At 39.6% G+C, this 15977-nt stretch carries 19 protein-coding genes, 1 pseudogene, 1 riboswitch and 1 other annotated feature; of the genes and pseudogenes, 11 read left to right on the top strand and 9 right to left on the bottom strand.

Annotation, left to right across the window (positions count from 1 at the left end; genetic code table 11):
* Window positions 1–2: 2 nt before the first annotated feature.
* A complete protein-coding gene (locus NPA43_RS01310) occupies window positions 3–1175 on the bottom strand; it encodes an MFS transporter (protein WP_099726199.1) in 1173 nt (390 codons plus the stop codon).
* Between the two features lie 76 nt (window positions 1176–1251).
* Window positions 1252–1351: riboswitch (purine riboswitch) on the bottom strand.
* Window positions 1352–1509: 158 nt separating this feature from the next.
* Window positions 1510–1705 (top strand) — a binding site (T-box leader).
* A gap of 44 nt (window positions 1706–1749) precedes the next feature.
* Between NPA43_RS01310 and proS the strand changes: the two genes are divergently transcribed.
* Window positions 1750–3183, top strand: coding sequence for a proline--tRNA ligase (gene proS, locus NPA43_RS01305; protein WP_249704788.1), 1434 nt, complete (start codon window positions 1750–1752; stop codon window positions 3181–3183).
* A 144-nt stretch (window positions 3184–3327) separates the two neighbouring features.
* A complete protein-coding gene (locus NPA43_RS01300; protein WP_180275466.1) occupies window positions 3328–3504 on the top strand; it encodes a hypothetical protein in 177 nt (58 codons plus the stop codon).
* A gap of 51 nt (window positions 3505–3555) precedes the next feature.
* Here the strand turns inward: NPA43_RS01300 and NPA43_RS01295 are convergent, their stop codons facing one another.
* From NPA43_RS01295 to NPA43_RS01260, 8 genes are all read right to left on the bottom strand, one after another.
* Complete coding sequence (locus NPA43_RS01295; protein WP_230031209.1) at window positions 3556–4332, bottom strand: sulfite exporter TauE/SafE family protein; 777 nt, start codon at window positions 4330–4332, stop codon at window positions 3556–3558.
* 57 nt (window positions 4333–4389) lie between these two features.
* Window positions 4390–4620: a sulfurtransferase TusA family protein gene (locus NPA43_RS01290; RefSeq protein ID WP_099726202.1), complete on the bottom strand. Its 231-nt coding sequence runs from the start codon at window positions 4618–4620 to the stop codon at window positions 4390–4392.
* Between the two features lie 33 nt (window positions 4621–4653).
* A complete protein-coding gene (locus NPA43_RS01285) occupies window positions 4654–5781 on the bottom strand; it encodes an MBL fold metallo-hydrolase (protein ID WP_256499238.1) in 1128 nt (375 codons plus the stop codon).
* A 14-nt stretch (window positions 5782–5795) separates the two neighbouring features.
* Complete coding sequence (locus NPA43_RS01280; RefSeq protein ID WP_099726204.1) at window positions 5796–6356, bottom strand: sulfurtransferase TusA family protein; 561 nt, start codon at window positions 6354–6356, stop codon at window positions 5796–5798.
* A gap of 46 nt (window positions 6357–6402) precedes the next feature.
* Window positions 6403–6765: a rhodanese-like domain-containing protein gene (locus tag NPA43_RS01275; RefSeq protein WP_099726205.1), complete on the bottom strand. Its 363-nt coding sequence runs from the start codon at window positions 6763–6765 to the stop codon at window positions 6403–6405.
* 15 nt (window positions 6766–6780) lie between these two features.
* A complete protein-coding gene (locus tag NPA43_RS01270) occupies window positions 6781–7263 on the bottom strand; it encodes a DsrE/DsrF/DrsH-like family protein (RefSeq protein WP_099726206.1) in 483 nt (160 codons plus the stop codon).
* 127 nt (window positions 7264–7390) lie between these two features.
* Window positions 7391–7651, bottom strand: a complete 261-nt coding sequence (locus NPA43_RS01265) for a metal-sensitive transcriptional regulator (protein WP_099726207.1) — start codon at window positions 7649–7651, stop codon at window positions 7391–7393.
* 190 nt (window positions 7652–7841) lie between these two features.
* On the bottom strand, window positions 7842–8675 hold the full coding sequence (locus NPA43_RS01260; RefSeq protein WP_249704790.1) for a hypothetical protein: 834 nt from the start codon (window positions 8673–8675) through the stop codon (window positions 7842–7844).
* Window positions 8676–8823: 148 nt separating this feature from the next.
* Between NPA43_RS01260 and NPA43_RS01255 the strand changes: the two genes are divergently transcribed.
* The 9 genes and pseudogenes from NPA43_RS01255 to NPA43_RS01215 all read left to right on the top strand — a co-directional run bounded on the left by NPA43_RS01255 (window position 8824) and on the right by NPA43_RS01215 (window position 15863).
* Complete coding sequence (locus NPA43_RS01255; RefSeq protein WP_256499237.1) at window positions 8824–9399, top strand: hypothetical protein; 576 nt, start codon at window positions 8824–8826, stop codon at window positions 9397–9399.
* 11 nt (window positions 9400–9410) lie between these two features.
* On the top strand, window positions 9411–9848 hold the full coding sequence (locus NPA43_RS01250) for a DUF2712 domain-containing protein (protein ID WP_249704792.1): 438 nt from the start codon (window positions 9411–9413) through the stop codon (window positions 9846–9848).
* Between the two features lie 95 nt (window positions 9849–9943).
* Window positions 9944–10750 carry a hypothetical protein gene (locus NPA43_RS01245; protein WP_249704793.1) on the top strand — a complete coding sequence of 269 codons (807 nt, stop codon included), beginning with the start codon at window positions 9944–9946 and terminating at the stop codon, window positions 10748–10750.
* A complete protein-coding gene (locus NPA43_RS01240; protein ID WP_249704794.1) occupies window positions 10737–11555 on the top strand; it encodes a hypothetical protein in 819 nt (272 codons plus the stop codon). The genes NPA43_RS01245 and NPA43_RS01240 overlap by 14 nt, the downstream gene beginning before the upstream one ends.
* 14 nt (window positions 11556–11569) lie before the next feature.
* A complete protein-coding gene (locus NPA43_RS01235; RefSeq protein WP_099679424.1) occupies window positions 11570–12238 on the top strand; it encodes an ATP-binding cassette domain-containing protein in 669 nt (222 codons plus the stop codon).
* Complete coding sequence (locus NPA43_RS01230) at window positions 12235–12744, top strand: hypothetical protein (RefSeq protein WP_191098364.1); 510 nt, start codon at window positions 12235–12237, stop codon at window positions 12742–12744. The genes NPA43_RS01235 and NPA43_RS01230 overlap by 4 nt, the downstream gene beginning before the upstream one ends.
* 132 nt (window positions 12745–12876) lie before the next feature.
* A pseudogene (locus tag NPA43_RS01225) lies at window positions 12877–13368 on the top strand (thioredoxin domain-containing protein); the annotation flags it as partial.
* An 84-nt stretch (window positions 13369–13452) separates the two neighbouring features.
* Window positions 13453–14940 (top strand): thioredoxin domain-containing protein, encoded by a 1488-nt coding sequence (locus NPA43_RS19180; RefSeq protein WP_371930232.1) that lies wholly within the window; start codon window positions 13453–13455, stop codon window positions 14938–14940.
* A 152-nt stretch (window positions 14941–15092) separates the two neighbouring features.
* Complete coding sequence (locus tag NPA43_RS01215; RefSeq protein WP_256499638.1) at window positions 15093–15863, top strand: SurA N-terminal domain-containing protein; 771 nt, start codon at window positions 15093–15095, stop codon at window positions 15861–15863.
* Window positions 15864–15977 lie beyond the last annotated feature (114 nt).

Genomic DNA, 15977 nt, shown 5'->3' with positions numbered 1-15977 from the left:
AGCTATTCAGCATGATTCTGACGATCCATATAAAGTGGCGGTCTCTTCAACGAAATTACCGCACAGCTAAAGGCAATCAGCACAAACACTGCACCGAATTTAGCCAAATCAACGGATGAACCGGTCATCGTAAATATGACACCGCCCACTGCTGATCCGATCGAGATGCCAATTTGCAAAGCCGATGTATTTAAACTTTGCTGAATATCAGACGTCACCGGGTCTGTTTGAATCAAATAGCTTTGCAAAGCAGGCGTCAGTGCCCAGCTAAGCGCTCCCCATAGGACAACCATCACCATAAAGAGCACAAACACACCCGCTGTATAAGGAATGATAAACATCACAGCCGCAAACGCTATTGTCACAAGCAAGATGGCTTTCCCTGAACCCAGTTTGTCACTAAGCCAGCCGCCAAAACCATTTCCGCCAATAGACGCAAGCCCGAAGACCAAATAACAAATACTAATCCAAAACGGGGTCATATGCAGAACTTCCATTAGAAATGGGGTGAAATAAGAATAAAGCATATAATGGCCCGCAAGCATAAACAAGCTAATCAAGTGTGCACTAAAAATTTTCGGATGCCCTAAAGAACGAATCTGCTCTCTAAGAGGAGTGACTTTTTCAACTGGCATTTTTTCCAATAGAAAATAGATCAGCACCATGGATATGGCAGATAGAATACTGATTCCTAAAAACATCACTCTCCAGCCAAAGCTCTCTGTAATAAAAATACCAATCGGTACACCGAGAACAAGTGAGGAACTAATGCCAATAAAAATCAGACCTAACGCTTTAGCCCGATGCGATGGTTCCACCAATTTGGCGGTAATCGTCAGTGATAACACCACCACAAGCGCTGTACTCATCGCAATGAACACCCTTGACATCATAACAAGGGCAAAGGTTGAACTAAAATAAGTGAACACATTTCCTAGTGTGAACACCAATAACGCAATTAAATAAAGACGCTTTCGTTCGATTTTGGCTGTGACGGTCAGCAGCACCGGTGCTGATATCGCATACACAATCGCAAATACCGTGATAAGCTGCCCAGCTGTCGCAAGAGAAACATCCAGATCCTCTGCAAGACTTGGCAAAATGCCTCCGACCACAAGCTCAACTAATCCAACCGCAAAAGTCGAAACGGCTAATAAATATACTCTCCAGTTCATGTCTAACATCCCTTCTCTATATCATGGCTTTCACTTTTGATACAGGGTGTAGACAAACAAAAAACCCTGATTACAAAAAAGGAAAGCACGCTTTTGTAATCAGGATTTATCGGATCCTGGTAGAAACCCTCAAACCATATTATTGAGGTTATACAAGTCTATTTTTTCTTCAAATATATTAGCATAGCCTCACATAACTAGCAAGCTGCAAAAATAGAAAATTCCTGCCAATTGGAGCTCAAAGCAAAAGACCCACAAAGGCAATAAACGAACCCGCAGATCAACTTGATTTCTCCTGCATTTACAGGTAAACTGATGAAAAATCAACGAAATATGATCAACGTAGATCTGGAATAGTAGCTTGAATCGATCTTTAACAGAGAGGGAACGGTGCTGAGAAGTTCCTACTGACATCTTCAAGTGAACCTGCCGATTTAGTTCTGTTTCATACAGCGGTTCATACCGTTATCATGATCGAGTGTAAAGCTGTGCTTTAAATTAGGGTGGTACCACCAGGAATGGTCCCTAACTTAAAGCACAGCTTTTTTTGTTTTTTAAAAGGAGGAAAAATGCGATGTCAAAGAAACAATTTGTTGAGAAAATTACAAGCATGGAAGACGACTTTGCCCAGTGGTATACAGATGTTGTCACAAAGGCGCGGCTCGTCGATTATTCAAGCGTCAGAGGCAGTATGATCATTCAGCCATACGGCTTTAAAATTTGGGAAAACATTCGCGATGAACTTGACCGCCAAATCAAAGAAACCGGTCATGAGAATGTCTATATGCCGCTCTTTATCCCAGAAAGCCTGCTGCAGCAAGAAAAAGATCATATCGAAGGCTTCGCTCCTGAAGTGGCGTGGGTCACTCATGGCGGTGAATCAGCATTACAAGAAAGACTCTGCGTCAGACCAACTTCTGAAGTGCTGTTCGCTGAGCATTACAAAAACATCATTCACTCCTACCGCGATTTACCAAAGCTGTATAACCAATGGGCCAATGTCGTCCGCTGGGAAAAGACAACACGCCCATTCCTAAGAACCCTTGAATTCCTATGGCAGGAAGGGCATACATGCCATGAGACGGAGCAAGAAGCAATTGAAGAAACAGAAAGAATGCTCCACATCTACGCTTCTCTTTGCGAAGAGCTTCTTGCTATTCCTGTCATTAAAGGGAGAAAAACAGAGAAGGAAAAATTCGCTGGAGCCCGTTTCACCTATACGGTCGAAAGCCTGATGCATGATGGAAAAGCACTGCAAACCGCCACTTCTCACTTCTTCGGCAACGGATTTGCAAAGGCATTTGGCATTGAATTCTTAAACCGTGAAGGAAAACTAGAGCATGTCCAGCAAACCTCTTGGGGCTTCACGACAAGAATCATCGGCGCCATGATTATGGTGCATGGTGATGATAGAGGACTCGTCCTGCCGCCAAATATTGCGCCAACCCAAGTACGTATTGTGCCAATCGCTTCCCATAAAGAAGGTGTACTGGATCATGCCTATGAATTGAAAGATCGACTCGCCCGCATCGCACGTGCTGACATCGATGCAAGCGATAAACAGCCAGGCTGGAAATTCAACGAATGTGAAATGCAGGGTATTCCTTTACGTGTAGAAGTTGGACCAAAGGACATCGAAAAGGGACAAGTGATGCTCGCAAGACGAGACACAGGTGAAAAGCAAGCCGTCACGTTAGATGCACTTGAACAAACCATCGTATCCACCCTTGAAGACATTCAGCGGACCATGTACGAAAAGGCGAAAGAACGATTACATGAAAAAACATCACACGCCCACACAATCGAAGACATCGAGCAAATCCTTTCGGAAGAAAACAGATTGATCAAAGCGATGTGGTGCGGTGACGAAGCCTGTGAAAACGACATCAAAGAAAGAACAGGGGCGACCTCACGCTGTATCCCATTTGAACAGGAATCCGTTTCTGACACATGCGTCTGCTGCGGAAAGCCTGCATCTGATATGGTGTTCTGGGCGAAAGCCTACTAATAATATGGACGAAAGAGAAGCATCCTTCACGATGCTTCTTTTTTTGTTAAAAAGAGCCAAACACCCATTGACCTCAACTACTCGATCCCCTATAATTCATATTAATATAATAGGTTTTTAAGACTTTAACTGGAGTGGTGATCTATGAAGCGCTGGCCCTCATTCTTTGCCGAACGCTGCCCTAAATGTAAAACAGCATTAGAAGTCTCAAAGTCCAATGCCCTGCAAGGCAAAGTCGTGAAAACATGTCCCAACCTTCATTATCAAAAAGAGTACCACCCAGCACTTGAAACGTTTATCGAGCACGATGACGTCAAATAAAAAAGACCAACACGTTAGAAGCAGAATCTGCTTTCCCTGTTGGTCTTTTCTTCAAAATATATCCAGCCAAATTTTGATCGCTGTCGCGGTAATCATCACGGCAAGTAGCCATTGTAAGAAGACGGCATTGATTTTCTGACCGACCTTGGCACCAATCGGAGCGGCAATCAAACTTGCCGCCATTAACACAACAGCAGGAAGGAGCATGACTTGACCCGTCAATATCTTTCCAGTAGATGCGCCTATGGCAGAAAGAAACGTAATCGCAAGTGATGACGCAATGGTCATCCGTACAGGAATTTTTAAAATAGACAGCATCACAGGCACCAAAATAAATGCCCCGCCAGCGCCTAGCACACCTGAAACACTGCCGATCACAAAAGCAATACCAGCAGCCAGCCCTTTATGAAAAATCACTTCTCCCTCTACGTCTGCACGCTGTCCTTTTTTCGGGATCAGCATAAGGATAACGGCTACAATGGCGAGCAGTCCATAGACGAGATTCATCCCTTTCTCCGGCATGAAATGTGATACATAACTGCCTAATAAGCTGCCAGCCAATATACTGCTCCCCATATATAAAATCAACGAGCGGTGTAAAAACCCGCTTTTCCGATACGCCAGTACACCACCGAGTGTCGAAAAGAGCACTTGAATGGCGCCAATCCCTGACACCTCGTGTGCTGACAGTGCCATCACACCAACAAGAGGCGGAATATAAAGCAGCATGGGATAGTTGATCACAGATCCCCCGATCCCCACCATTCCTGATAAGAAGGAACCAATACATCCGATGATAAAAAGTGTAATCAAAAACGCAAAATCCACGCTGGTCTCCTCCTTTGAAAAGGAAAAGGGGATCTTTAGCAGATACCCCTACATCCTTTAGGACCCTTTTCTCACCCAGAACTTCAGCACATGCCCTTCTTCTGTCTGCGTGATCAATTCATGTCCGCTTGACTTCACCCATGCAGCAAGGTCAGCTTTAGCTCCTTTATCAGTTGCATGTATTTCTAAAACTTGACCTTCCGCCAAGTCGTTCATTTTTTTCTTCGTTCGAATAATCGGCATTGGGCACGCAAGCCCCGTGACGTCTAACATTTGATCTGATCGCATCTGATCGCCTCTCTCTTCTTATTTTATTGAACATTATCGAATCGCACAACGGTTTGGGCCAATTTCCATTTCTCGCTGCGCTTCATCGTCTGGATTCAGCTTGCCCATATTGGTTTGCCGAATGTCTTGATAGGCGTTTGGCTGTGCAGGCAGATCCTGCGTGACCATCTGTCTAAATACGTCTTCATCTTCAATGTTCAGGCCATGATTTTCTTCAAACAGAACGCCCAGTTCCTTCCAAACGCTTCCGTCTTCATTGACCTCTTCCATGATCATGAAATGCGCAGGCAGAACAATCAAGTCTTTTGAAAGCATCGTATATCGTTCATAGAGTGTTTCTCTCAAATCACCTACCCAATCCTCCGCCATTCCAGCTAGATCAGGTCTTCCGATAGAATCAATGAACAAAATATCGCCTGAAAGAAGATATTGATCGTCCACGATAAAGGATGTTGAACCGATCGTATGGCCCGGTGAGTAAAGGGCGTGAATATCAATCGTCGCCGCTCCAATCGTCACACGCTGTCCTTCTTCAAGGTGGTTGTACTCAAACGTCACCTCTTCTGCATCCTTTGGCGGCAGCCAGTAGATGGCCCCAGTCTGTTCAGCCAGCTTTTTCCCGCCTGATATATGATCCGCATGAAGGTGTGTATCAAACACATGCGTCACCGTGACATGATGCTTTTTAGCAAAATGAAGATAGACATCTGTCATTCTCGCTGCATCCACAATTGCGGCTTCTCCATTTGACATGATCATATAGGACAGGCAGCCCTTGCCCATCCGCACAAATTGATACAACTCTCCACCACCAGTTAAATCACCTATCTTCACTGGCTCTAGATGTTCACTCCACGCCTTCATGCCGCCCTGTAAATAATGGACAGACCTGCCCGCCTCTGACAGCATCTCCGCTACCATAATGGAGGAGCCCTCTTTGGCACAAACCACCAGCACGTCTCGGTCACTCGGTACTTTGTGTAAAATATCCTCTACGCCATCAAGCAGGTCAAAGTAAGGTGCATTGACATATTCAATCGCTTCTCCTTCAATCTTCCAGTCCTGAGCATCTGCCTCATTTCGTACATCTAACAAAAAGAGCGGCTCTTTGTGGATGACCTTTTTTGTTAACTGCTCTGCCGTCATTGCCTTTACAGTCATGTTTGATTCAGCTCCTATTTTTCAATCTGTCCTGTCCAGCTGTTCATGCCTGGCACTACATTGATCAATTGATGAAATCCTTTTTCTTTTAACTTTTGTGCGGCTAATTCGCTTCTTCTGCCTGAATGACAGATAAGGTAAATGAGTGTCTCACGGTTCAATTCTTCAGCACGATCTTCAACCTCGCCAAGCGGGATATGAACAGCGCCTGGAATATGCCCCGACTCGTATTCATCCGGCTCTCGTACATCTAAAATAAACAAAGGCTGACCTTCTTCTACCTTCTGTTGAAAGGTGTGCAAAGACATTTCCGAAATCATTGGCTGCCCACCCGCCTGTGGAGCGCCGCCCTTTCGGATCAAATGATGGAGCACCTGTCCTTCTACTTTTGTTCCTAAAAATTCGTGACCTGCACTTTTTGACCAAGCCGCTAGATCCGCTGTTGACCCTTTATCGGTTGCTTGCACTTCAAGCACATCACCTGGCAATAGCTCGTTCATTTGTTTTTTTGTTTTCACAATCGGCATCGGGCATGCCAGTCCTTTTGCATCTAAAATCGCCGTTGGTTGCTGCATCATATTTCCTCCTTTATATAGGGGTGGGGGTATATTTTTAAGCCTATTACGCCTTTGAACGCCAAGCATTCATGCCACCCTTGATATTCGTAATATAGGTAAATCCCTGCTTTTTCAATATTTTGGCTGCCTGCATACTTCTCATCCCGCTCTGGCATATCACATAAACCTCTTTGTCCTTCGCAAGCTGATGTGCTTGCTCTTTTAACTGAGGTAAGGGGATGTTTTGAAATCCTTTGATATGGTTTGTTTGAAATTCTACAGGAGATCGTACATCAATCAGCTGTTGATCTTTACTATGCCGTTTATGCTTCATATCGGCTGCATCGATTTGTTTCACACCCCGTACGGGAAGAAAACGGCTCACCAGCAAACCGATGACGATGATGATCAAAAGTGTTTGAATCATGTGTTTAACACCTCACTAGATAAATAAATTCACATTCCCAATTTCAGCATCTGCTAAATACGCGGCCACACCGGCATATTGAATGTCATCTAATAACTCTTTCTCCTGTAATCCTAAAAGATCCATCGTCATTGTACATGCAACGAGGTTGATCTCCTGTTCCTTCGCCATATCTATGAGCTGCGGCAAGGTCATGGCGTTATGTTTTTTAATCACGTGCTTGATCATTTTCGGCCCCATCCCTGCAAAATTCATCTTTGACAGCCCCATTCGATCAGCGCCGCGCGGCATCATTTTGCCAAACATTTTTTCTAAAAAGCCTTTTTTCATTGGCACCATGTCATCCTTACGCAAGGCATTTAGTCCCCAAAAAGTATGAAAAATCGTCACCTCATGATCATAGGCTGCTGCGCCATTTGCAATAATGTAAGCGGCCATCGCTTTATCATAATCTCCACTAAATAAAACAATTGTCGTCCGTTTCTTCTGTTCTTCCATCATGCTCCTCCTTCAAATAATAATACCTACTGGGGTATATAAAAAAGTAAAAATATATACTTATACCGGTAAGGGTATATTACAACAAGTAAAAAAATTCGTCAACCTTCAAAGGCTGAAAAATTTCTTACCGGCTTTTCACCAACAGCTCGACTGCCTCTTTCACAAGACCCTCCGTATCCTTGCCTTCTTCAAGACTTTCACGGACACATTGCTCAAGATTTGTACTCACAATCACACCCATTGCCCGATCAATCGCATTGCGTGATGCAGACAGCTGCGTCACAACTTCACGACAATCCTTTCCTTGCTCCATCATCGCAAGGACACCCTTGATCTGTCCTTCAATTCGGCGAAGACGGTTCTTCATCTGCTGATTATATTCCACCTTTAACACTCCTTTCTATGAACAGATAGTATACCCTAAGAGGTATTTAGTCAAACATGATGATGATATTAAAAAGAAGAACTACTGATATAAATGTCACAGTAGCTCCTCATTCTTATGTACTTTAACTCTCCTTAGAACGGGTAAATGTAGATTTCAAATCTACAGTATAATATATTGTTTTAAAATCTCATTCCATTTCGGTATCACTTATTAAATCATACTTAGATAGATAAATTCCTCCAACTATCGAAAGAACAATACAGAGAATAGGAACTATAATTAGTGTCATAATAATTGAGACAACTGGAGATAAGCCAAACATAGGATGCCTAATCAGCATAAATTCGTTCCCTAGTAGCATTGGATTATCTGAGAAAATTGAAAGAAATAAAATACAGATACAAACTATGAAACTATAAATTGTTTTAAAAATTAATGTTAAAAAAGCAAAGATAAAAGTGAAAAGAAATGTCCCAGCTATATTTAAGAGAATTGAATAAACAATAATTTGACTATAAGAGAATTGAAAAGAGGAATATCTTAAAATACTTTCGCCGTAATCTGTCAAGCTATTTACTGTACCCCCACTCAACTTCCATACAAACCAGGTTAAGGACAATATTAATATGTAAAAGATCAATATTGCGGTGGAACCAAATAATAGTTTGCTTATCCACAACTTAAATATTGACTTTGTTCTAACTCTAATAAAGGCACTATGGGCAAATAGATCTTCTTTTATAAAAGTATTGACCAATATTGCACCACTTAATTGAAATATAATCCATCCAAAAGGAAATTCAATTGTTTGTTGTTCGACAAGTTCAAAGGGAACACCCGCAAAGGTTTTACCAATAACATCCCAAAACGCAACATTACTTTTAGTTAAACTAATATGCAGAAAATAAAGGTAGTATAGGAAATTAAACAACCCTAGAATAGATATAATGATAAAAGTCTTTGTAGTTCTATGAAACCCAAGAATCATATCTCTTTTAAAAAGTAATAATAAACCAATCATGTAAATAAATCCCTCTCTTATCAACTAACTAGAACATAGCATAACATAGCATTTTAAATAAAAAAATACAAAAAAAGGTGTATTTTTCTTTATTTTAATGTATAATTCTCACGTACCGGTACAAATTATGGTTTTAGTGGGGAAAATAGTGAAAAAGTTATTTACATTTTTTTTAATTTTAATAATGATATCTTTGATTAGTGCTTGTCAATCAAATAATTTCAATAACACCATAAAAGATAAAGCTCCAGATCCTTCTATAAGTATAAAAGATTTAGATAATAGTACAAAGGATGAACCCAAAATATTTTATTTTGATACTGAACAAAAGCAAAGTCTTTTTAAAGTTATATTTTGGGATAATCTGAAAGAGGATCATTATTATCAAAGTCAGATTAAGAATAATGATGTGGTAATTGAGAATGTTTTCAAAGGAGAGGACCTCGAAGTTGGGCCACTTCCTAAAAATAATGAATTAGTGATGACCTTTAGTCAAAAAGAACCTCCCCCAACAAAAATCTTAGGAAAATTGAAAGATGATAGGGGAGTGACTCATCAATGGGAGCAATCTTATGATATCCCAGATGCTGATCACGATTTTTTAATTAATTTACCAACATTCAAAGGTCAGAAAGCAAAAATAGCATTAAGAATGATTTGGCTAAATAAAGATAATGATTGCATAGGTGTCGCAGATAAATATTTTGTTGTAAGTAAAAAATGAGGAGAAGACAGTTGAAAAATAAAATAATCATTACCCTAACTTTAATTCTAGGAGTAACCTTTTCTACTATAGGAATTGTGCATGTCTATGCAGGAGAACCAACTGCAAACTATAAAGATACTAATTATAATTTTAGATTTCTAAAAGGAAATCCATATGACGAGACAACATCTAGAACAAAATATACTAAATCCTACTATTATATGTATAGTGGAAAAAATAATACTTCTTATGAAGCTTGGGCCAGATCAAAAGGAAAAGATGTTTCAGGTGGCCATTATTATACAATTAAGAAAAATTATGTTGGAAAAAAACTCTTATACAATTTGGCTGTTGAAAAAACATTCTTAGGATTAGGATATCCGCCTGTTACGATAGGTGCTAAGAAGAATGCAGCTGGTCACGCTTATGGCAAATGGAGTCCTGATTACGATCCAAAAAGCCCTTAATTCTATTAGACTCTTTAAATCTATATGACACAGCGACTCAGAATTAACTGAGTCGCTTCTATATTTATTTTTAAATAAACGAAATGGAGAGATACATGTTTTATTTGCTTATATTACGATTAATAAAGCGCCCATCTTTTTACATATCATTAGCCATTGGTGCAATTTTAGCAGTTGCTTATTTTTGGACAGAAGAAATGTCACTCAAAGAACATTTAGAACTTACTGGAGGAATTTCTTTTACCCCTTATACAAAATGGATGGGGATTGGTGGAATATCAGATTATCCAGCACTTTACATGTTCTTATTACCAATTTTAGCAACACTTCCATTTTCAGATCTGTACTCAAGAGATCGATCAACTGGTTTTATTCGTTTTTTAATTATTAGAGGAAAACAAAGACAATATTTCTTTAGTTTGTTTCTCATAAACTTTTTAGCTGGTGTGACCACAGCTGTCTTTCCTCTATTATTAAATATTTATTTGTCTTTCATGAGACTTCCAAATATAAAACCAGATAGAGCGATTAACAATGAGATGCCTTTGGCCTCTGATAATACTTTCTTACCAGATCTATATTATTCACATCCCTTTGTTCATATGATTTTATATGTGATGTTGATTGGTATTTTCTCTGGTATGTTCGCAAGTATAGCTTTGGGATTTGGAATGTTTGTTAAAAAATCATTTGTTGTTCTACTTACACCTTTTGCAAGTTTGTATGTTATAAACATGGTACTTTCAACAATAGGGCATCAGGAAATGATATCAACAAGCTTCTTGCAACAACAGGCTACAGATGGTGTGAGTCTAGCAAGTCTTGTTTTACACTTGTTTATCGGATTTATGTTAAGTTTTTCATTATACATTCTAGGGGTTAAAAAGAATGTTATTCGTTAAAGAACTACATATCGTTTTAATCGATATATACCGTTATAAAGTGCGATTATTCATTTGGTTCTTTTGTTATTTGCTCTGTATTTTATATTTAGTCAAAGAAAGTATACCGCAACAAGGACAAGGAATAATGGGAATACCACAATCTTTAAATTTATTTTTCTCTTCCTATACATTTATTTTTCCCGTATTACCCCTTTTTCTAATGTTTTTTTCATTTGGAATCGTACCTTTTTTTGACTCTTCTCGTTTTGTTCGTTATCAAAAAAGAGAAAGAGTATTTTTATCATTATTATCACGTGTCTTTTGGATCTGTCTAATATTCACTCTCATGTACCTAATAGGAGGGTTCCTACTGGGTGGCTTCCTGTCTGGAAGGTGGGACAACGTTTGGCTATCTACAAAAGGAACTCCGTACTTAATATATGACGATCAACTACCTTTAGATGAATACTTTTCATCTAATATAATGTTGATTAGATATCTGATTACAAGTTTATTGGTATTCTATCTAATCGGACTATTTGTTGTGGTTTGCTATCTGTTAAGTAAAAATTATATATACAGCTTTATTATCATTTCATCTGCTGTGATTCTTGATAAAATGCTTAATATTTATTTTGGTTTTTCTTTCATTAATGACTCACTGTCATTAGAAATGACATCTTGGCTTATACCTGGTTTATTTTCTAGAATGATTTATTTATTTAGTGGTTTTGGATTACTTTTTACTTTTCTTGCATATAAAATTTTTATCAAACAAGATTTTTTAAATGATTACAGCAATGATCATGAAAAAGAATGTTAATCGAGGTGAAACTCATGTCAGAAGAATATATTAAAATTGAGGCATTAAACAAATTTATTAAAAAAAACCACGTCCTTAAGAATATTAACTTATCATTAAAAAAGGGGAATATTTATGGTTTTCGTGGACCTAATGGATCCGGAAAAACAATGTTGTTTCGTGTATTATCCGGATTAGTAAAACCAAGTGATGGAAAAGTAACTGTAGGTGGGAAACAATTACACAGAGACATCTCATTTCCCGAAAATGTTGGAATATTAATAGAGTATCCTGGTTTTATCCCAGAATATACTGGTTTTGCTAACCTAAAATTACTCTCTATGATTCAGAATAAAATTAACGATAACGAAATTTCTGCTGTAATTTCTCGTGTAGGGCTTGATCCAAATGACAAAAGAAAGTTTAAAAAGTATTCTCTTGGGATGAAACAACGTTTGGGAATAGCTCAAGCAATTATGGAAAAACCTGATTTGCTCATTTTAGATGAACCTACTAATGCTTTAGATGAGAAAGCAGTCGAAATAGTACATCAATTACTCGTAACATTAAAAAATGAAGGTAAAACAATTTTGATCGCTAGCCATGATAAAGAAACTCTTCAAAAGGTTTCAGATACGATTTATGATATTGAATCTGGTGAAATTATAAAAGAAACTATTGTTGATAGGGATAAAGAAAAATGAGAAAAAAAGTAATAGTAATTTCAGTGATGACTATAATTTTTATCTTAATCAGCATGTTCCGCTATCAACAAGTGAATAGTGAATACTCCAAATATAAAGTAACAGAAAAAAACCTTACGACAAATGAAACATTTGAATTTCTAAAAATAAGTCATACGTTTAAAAAAGCTAAGAAAATTAATACCATTGATGAAATGAGAAATAAAATAACTGAATACCGCATACCATTTACATTAAAAAATAAAACAAACGATAAACTCCCCCTACATCCTGAATTTTATAGAATGATGAGGGGAGAGGAAGAAACCCAGACCATAGACTTTATTAATAATAAGACAGGGAAAAGAATTAAAGATATAAATCCTCATCAATATTTAAATGGTACAGTCACCTTTACATTTGGAAATAATGGTGAGGGAAATTTAAAAACTCCTAAACTTCATATGATTGGGAGCGATGGAGTATCAGTTGAGAAATTCATTGTGGAAATTGATTACTTCAAGTAACATATACTATTCCAATCAAAAGAAATACGTCCTTTTGTCCTCTTCTACTTTAAGAGGATTTTTTTTATAAAAAGACGTATTCTCACTAAAGGAAAAGTACACAGTAAAATATTACATGAAAGAAGGTGACCCATGCCAAACAACCAAACACCCAACCCACTCATCACTGAAAAATCGCCATACCTCCTTCAGCACGCCCACAACCCAGTTCACTGGTACCCGTGGGGGCAAGAAGCCTTCGACAAAGCCAAACGTGAAAACAAACCTGTACTTGTCAGCATTGGCTATGCCACATGCCACTGGTGCCACGTCATGGCACACGAAAGCTTCGAAGATCAACAAGTCGCCGACATCTTAAATGAGCATTTTATTTCGATTAAAGTCGATCGTGAGGAGCGTCCAGATATCGACTCGATGTATATGTCTGTTTGTCAGATGATGACGGGGCAAGGCGGCTGGCCGCTGAATGTGTTTGTCACGCCTGATCAAAAGCCTTTTTATGCGGGGACATATTTTCCAAAGAGAAGTGCTTACGGACGTCCGGGCTTCATCGAGGCACTGACGCAATTACTGGATGCGTATCACAACGACCGAGATCATATCGAATCATTGGCAGAGAAGGCGACAAATAATCTGCGCATCAAATCAGCAGGACAGACAGAAAACACGCTGTCTCAAGAATCCATCCACAAAGCCTATTATCAGCTCATGAGCAGCTTTGATACGCTTTATGGCGGGTTCGGTTCTGCACCGAAATTTCCTGCACCTCATATGCTCACGTTCCTTATGCGCTATTACGAATGGACAGGGCAAGAAAATGCGTTATATGCGGTCACGAAAACGTTAGACGGTATGGCAAACGGCGGTATTTATGACCATATTGGTTCAGGCTTTTCTCGTTATTCGACGGATGAAAAATGGCTTGTGCCGCATTTCGAAAAGATGCTGTATGATAACGCCTTGCTGATGGAAGCATACACGGAAGCCTATCAGCTCACTCAACAACCTGAGTATGAAAAGCTTGTCCACCACCTCATCCAATTTATCAAACAAGACATGATAAATCGTGACGGCTCCTTTTATTCAGCGATAGATGCAGATTCGGAAGGGAAAGAAGGGCAATATTACGTCTGGTCAAAAGATGAGATCATGACCCATTTAGGCGACGACCTTGGCGCTTTATTCTGCGCGGTCTACCACATCACAGAAGAGGGGAACTTTGAAGGGTGGAACATCCCTCACACGATTTCAACCTCATTTGATGACATCAAAGCATCGTTTTTGATAGACGACAAAACCCTTCAGTCCAAGCTGCAATTCGCTCAGCACATCTTACAATCCGTGAGACAGCAGCGTCCCGCACCGCTTGTCGATGACAAGGTGCTCACATCCTGGAATGCACTGATGATCTCTGCACTTGCCAAAGCAGGAAGGGTATTTGATGCAGAGGAAGCCATCAGCATGGCGAAGCAGGCGATGTCTTTTCTAGAAACACACCTCGTCCAACATGAACGACTCATGGTCCGCTACAGAGAAGGGGATGTGAAGCATCTAGGCTTTATCGAGGATTATGCGCATATGCTTTCAGCCTATTTGTCTTTATACGAAGCGACCTTTGAACAAGACTTTCTTGAAAAAGCGAAGACCGTTGCCGAGAACATGTTTGAGCTGTTTTGGGACGAGGAAAAAGGGGGCTTTTTCTTCTCAGGATCAGATGCGGAAGCGCTCATCGTTCGAGAAAAAGAAGTGTACGACGGTGCCATGCCTTCTGGTAACAGCACCGCACTGAAGCAGCTCCTCACGTTGAGCAGAATGATCGGACGGCAAGACTGGCTTGAAAAATTAGAGCAGATGTTCAAAGCCTTTTACGTCGATGTCTCTTCCTACCCAAGCGGACACACAGCCTTTTTGCAAGGGCTCTTGAGTCAATATGCCGCCAAACGAGAAATCATCATTCTCGGGAAAAATGACGACCCGCAAAAAGAGCGGCTTTTACAGGCGCTTCGAAAACGATTCATGCCATTTGATTTTATTTTGACCGCTGAAACAGGACAGGATCTGGCACAGCTCGCACCATTTGCAAAAGATTACAAAACAATCGACGGCAGCACCACCGTGTATATTTGTGAAAACTACAGCTGCCGCCAGCCGATCACCAATATTGATGAGGCAATTGAACAATTGTTCCATTCTTGAGTTTGTCATATGATGACTGAGAGAAGTCAAAATGAGGACAAACAGATAAAAAAAATGTCAATCCGCTAACAATTCGTTTATACGGTTTTATTTTTCCTCTAAAACGGTTAGAATGCGCACTAGATGTTCTCATACCGAAGGGAGAGAAAATGATGAAAAAGGTATCATATACACTCATCGCTAGTCTGTTATCTGTTGGGCTTGCAGCCTGCTCATCAAACGATGCAAAACAGGATAAGCAGAATGATTCAGCAAAAAAAAATGAAACAACGCAGGCTGATCAAAAAGAGCAGCAAAAGCAAATGGAAGAGATGCAAAAGAAATTAGATGCACAAAAAATCGATGATCAAAAGGTCGTTGCGACCGTCAACAAAGACAAAATCACAGGCAGTGAATACAATAGCGCCTTATCAACCATTCAAGGGCAGCTTCAGCAAACAGGGCAAGACCCAACTTCTAAAGAAGGTGCAAAAGAAGTCAAGAAACAAACCATTGATGCGCTCGTAGGTCAAGAGCTCATCCTGCAAGATGCTGAAAAGAAGGGCTTCAAAGCCTCTGACAAAGAAGTAGATAAGCAGCTAAAAGAAGAAAAGAAACAATTTAAAGACAACGCTCAATTCGAAGAAGCACTCAAAAAGAGCGGACTCACAATGGACCAGTTAAAAAGTGACATTGCCGACAGCATCAAATACAGCCAATATGTCGACAAAGAAATCAAATCAGCCTCTGTCTCTGAAAAAGACGTCAAAGCGTACTATGACCAATACGCAGAACAAATGAAAAAACAAAAGCAAAAAGCACCAGAATACAAAGAGATCAAATCACAAATTAAAAAACAGTTAGAATCTCAAGAAAAGCAGAAAGAAGTACAAAAAGAAATTGAAAAACTAAAGAAATCTGCGAAAGTGAATGTGTCCATTTAACCGCTATGAAAAAATCCGCCATTGTGCGGATTTTTTTCGTCACTTCATGAATGATTTTTCCAAAATAATGACAAAAGCCTCATCATAAACATCTCCTTCATCCGATATGATGGG

Origin of the sequence: Bacillus pumilus (assembly GCF_024498355.1) — a bacterium.
In the GTDB taxonomy this organism is placed as follows: domain Bacteria; phylum Bacillota; class Bacilli; order Bacillales; family Bacillaceae; genus Bacillus; species Bacillus pumilus_P.
The sequence above is the reverse complement of the archived record's forward strand: the minus strand, read 5'-3'. Positions and strand labels throughout refer to the sequence as shown.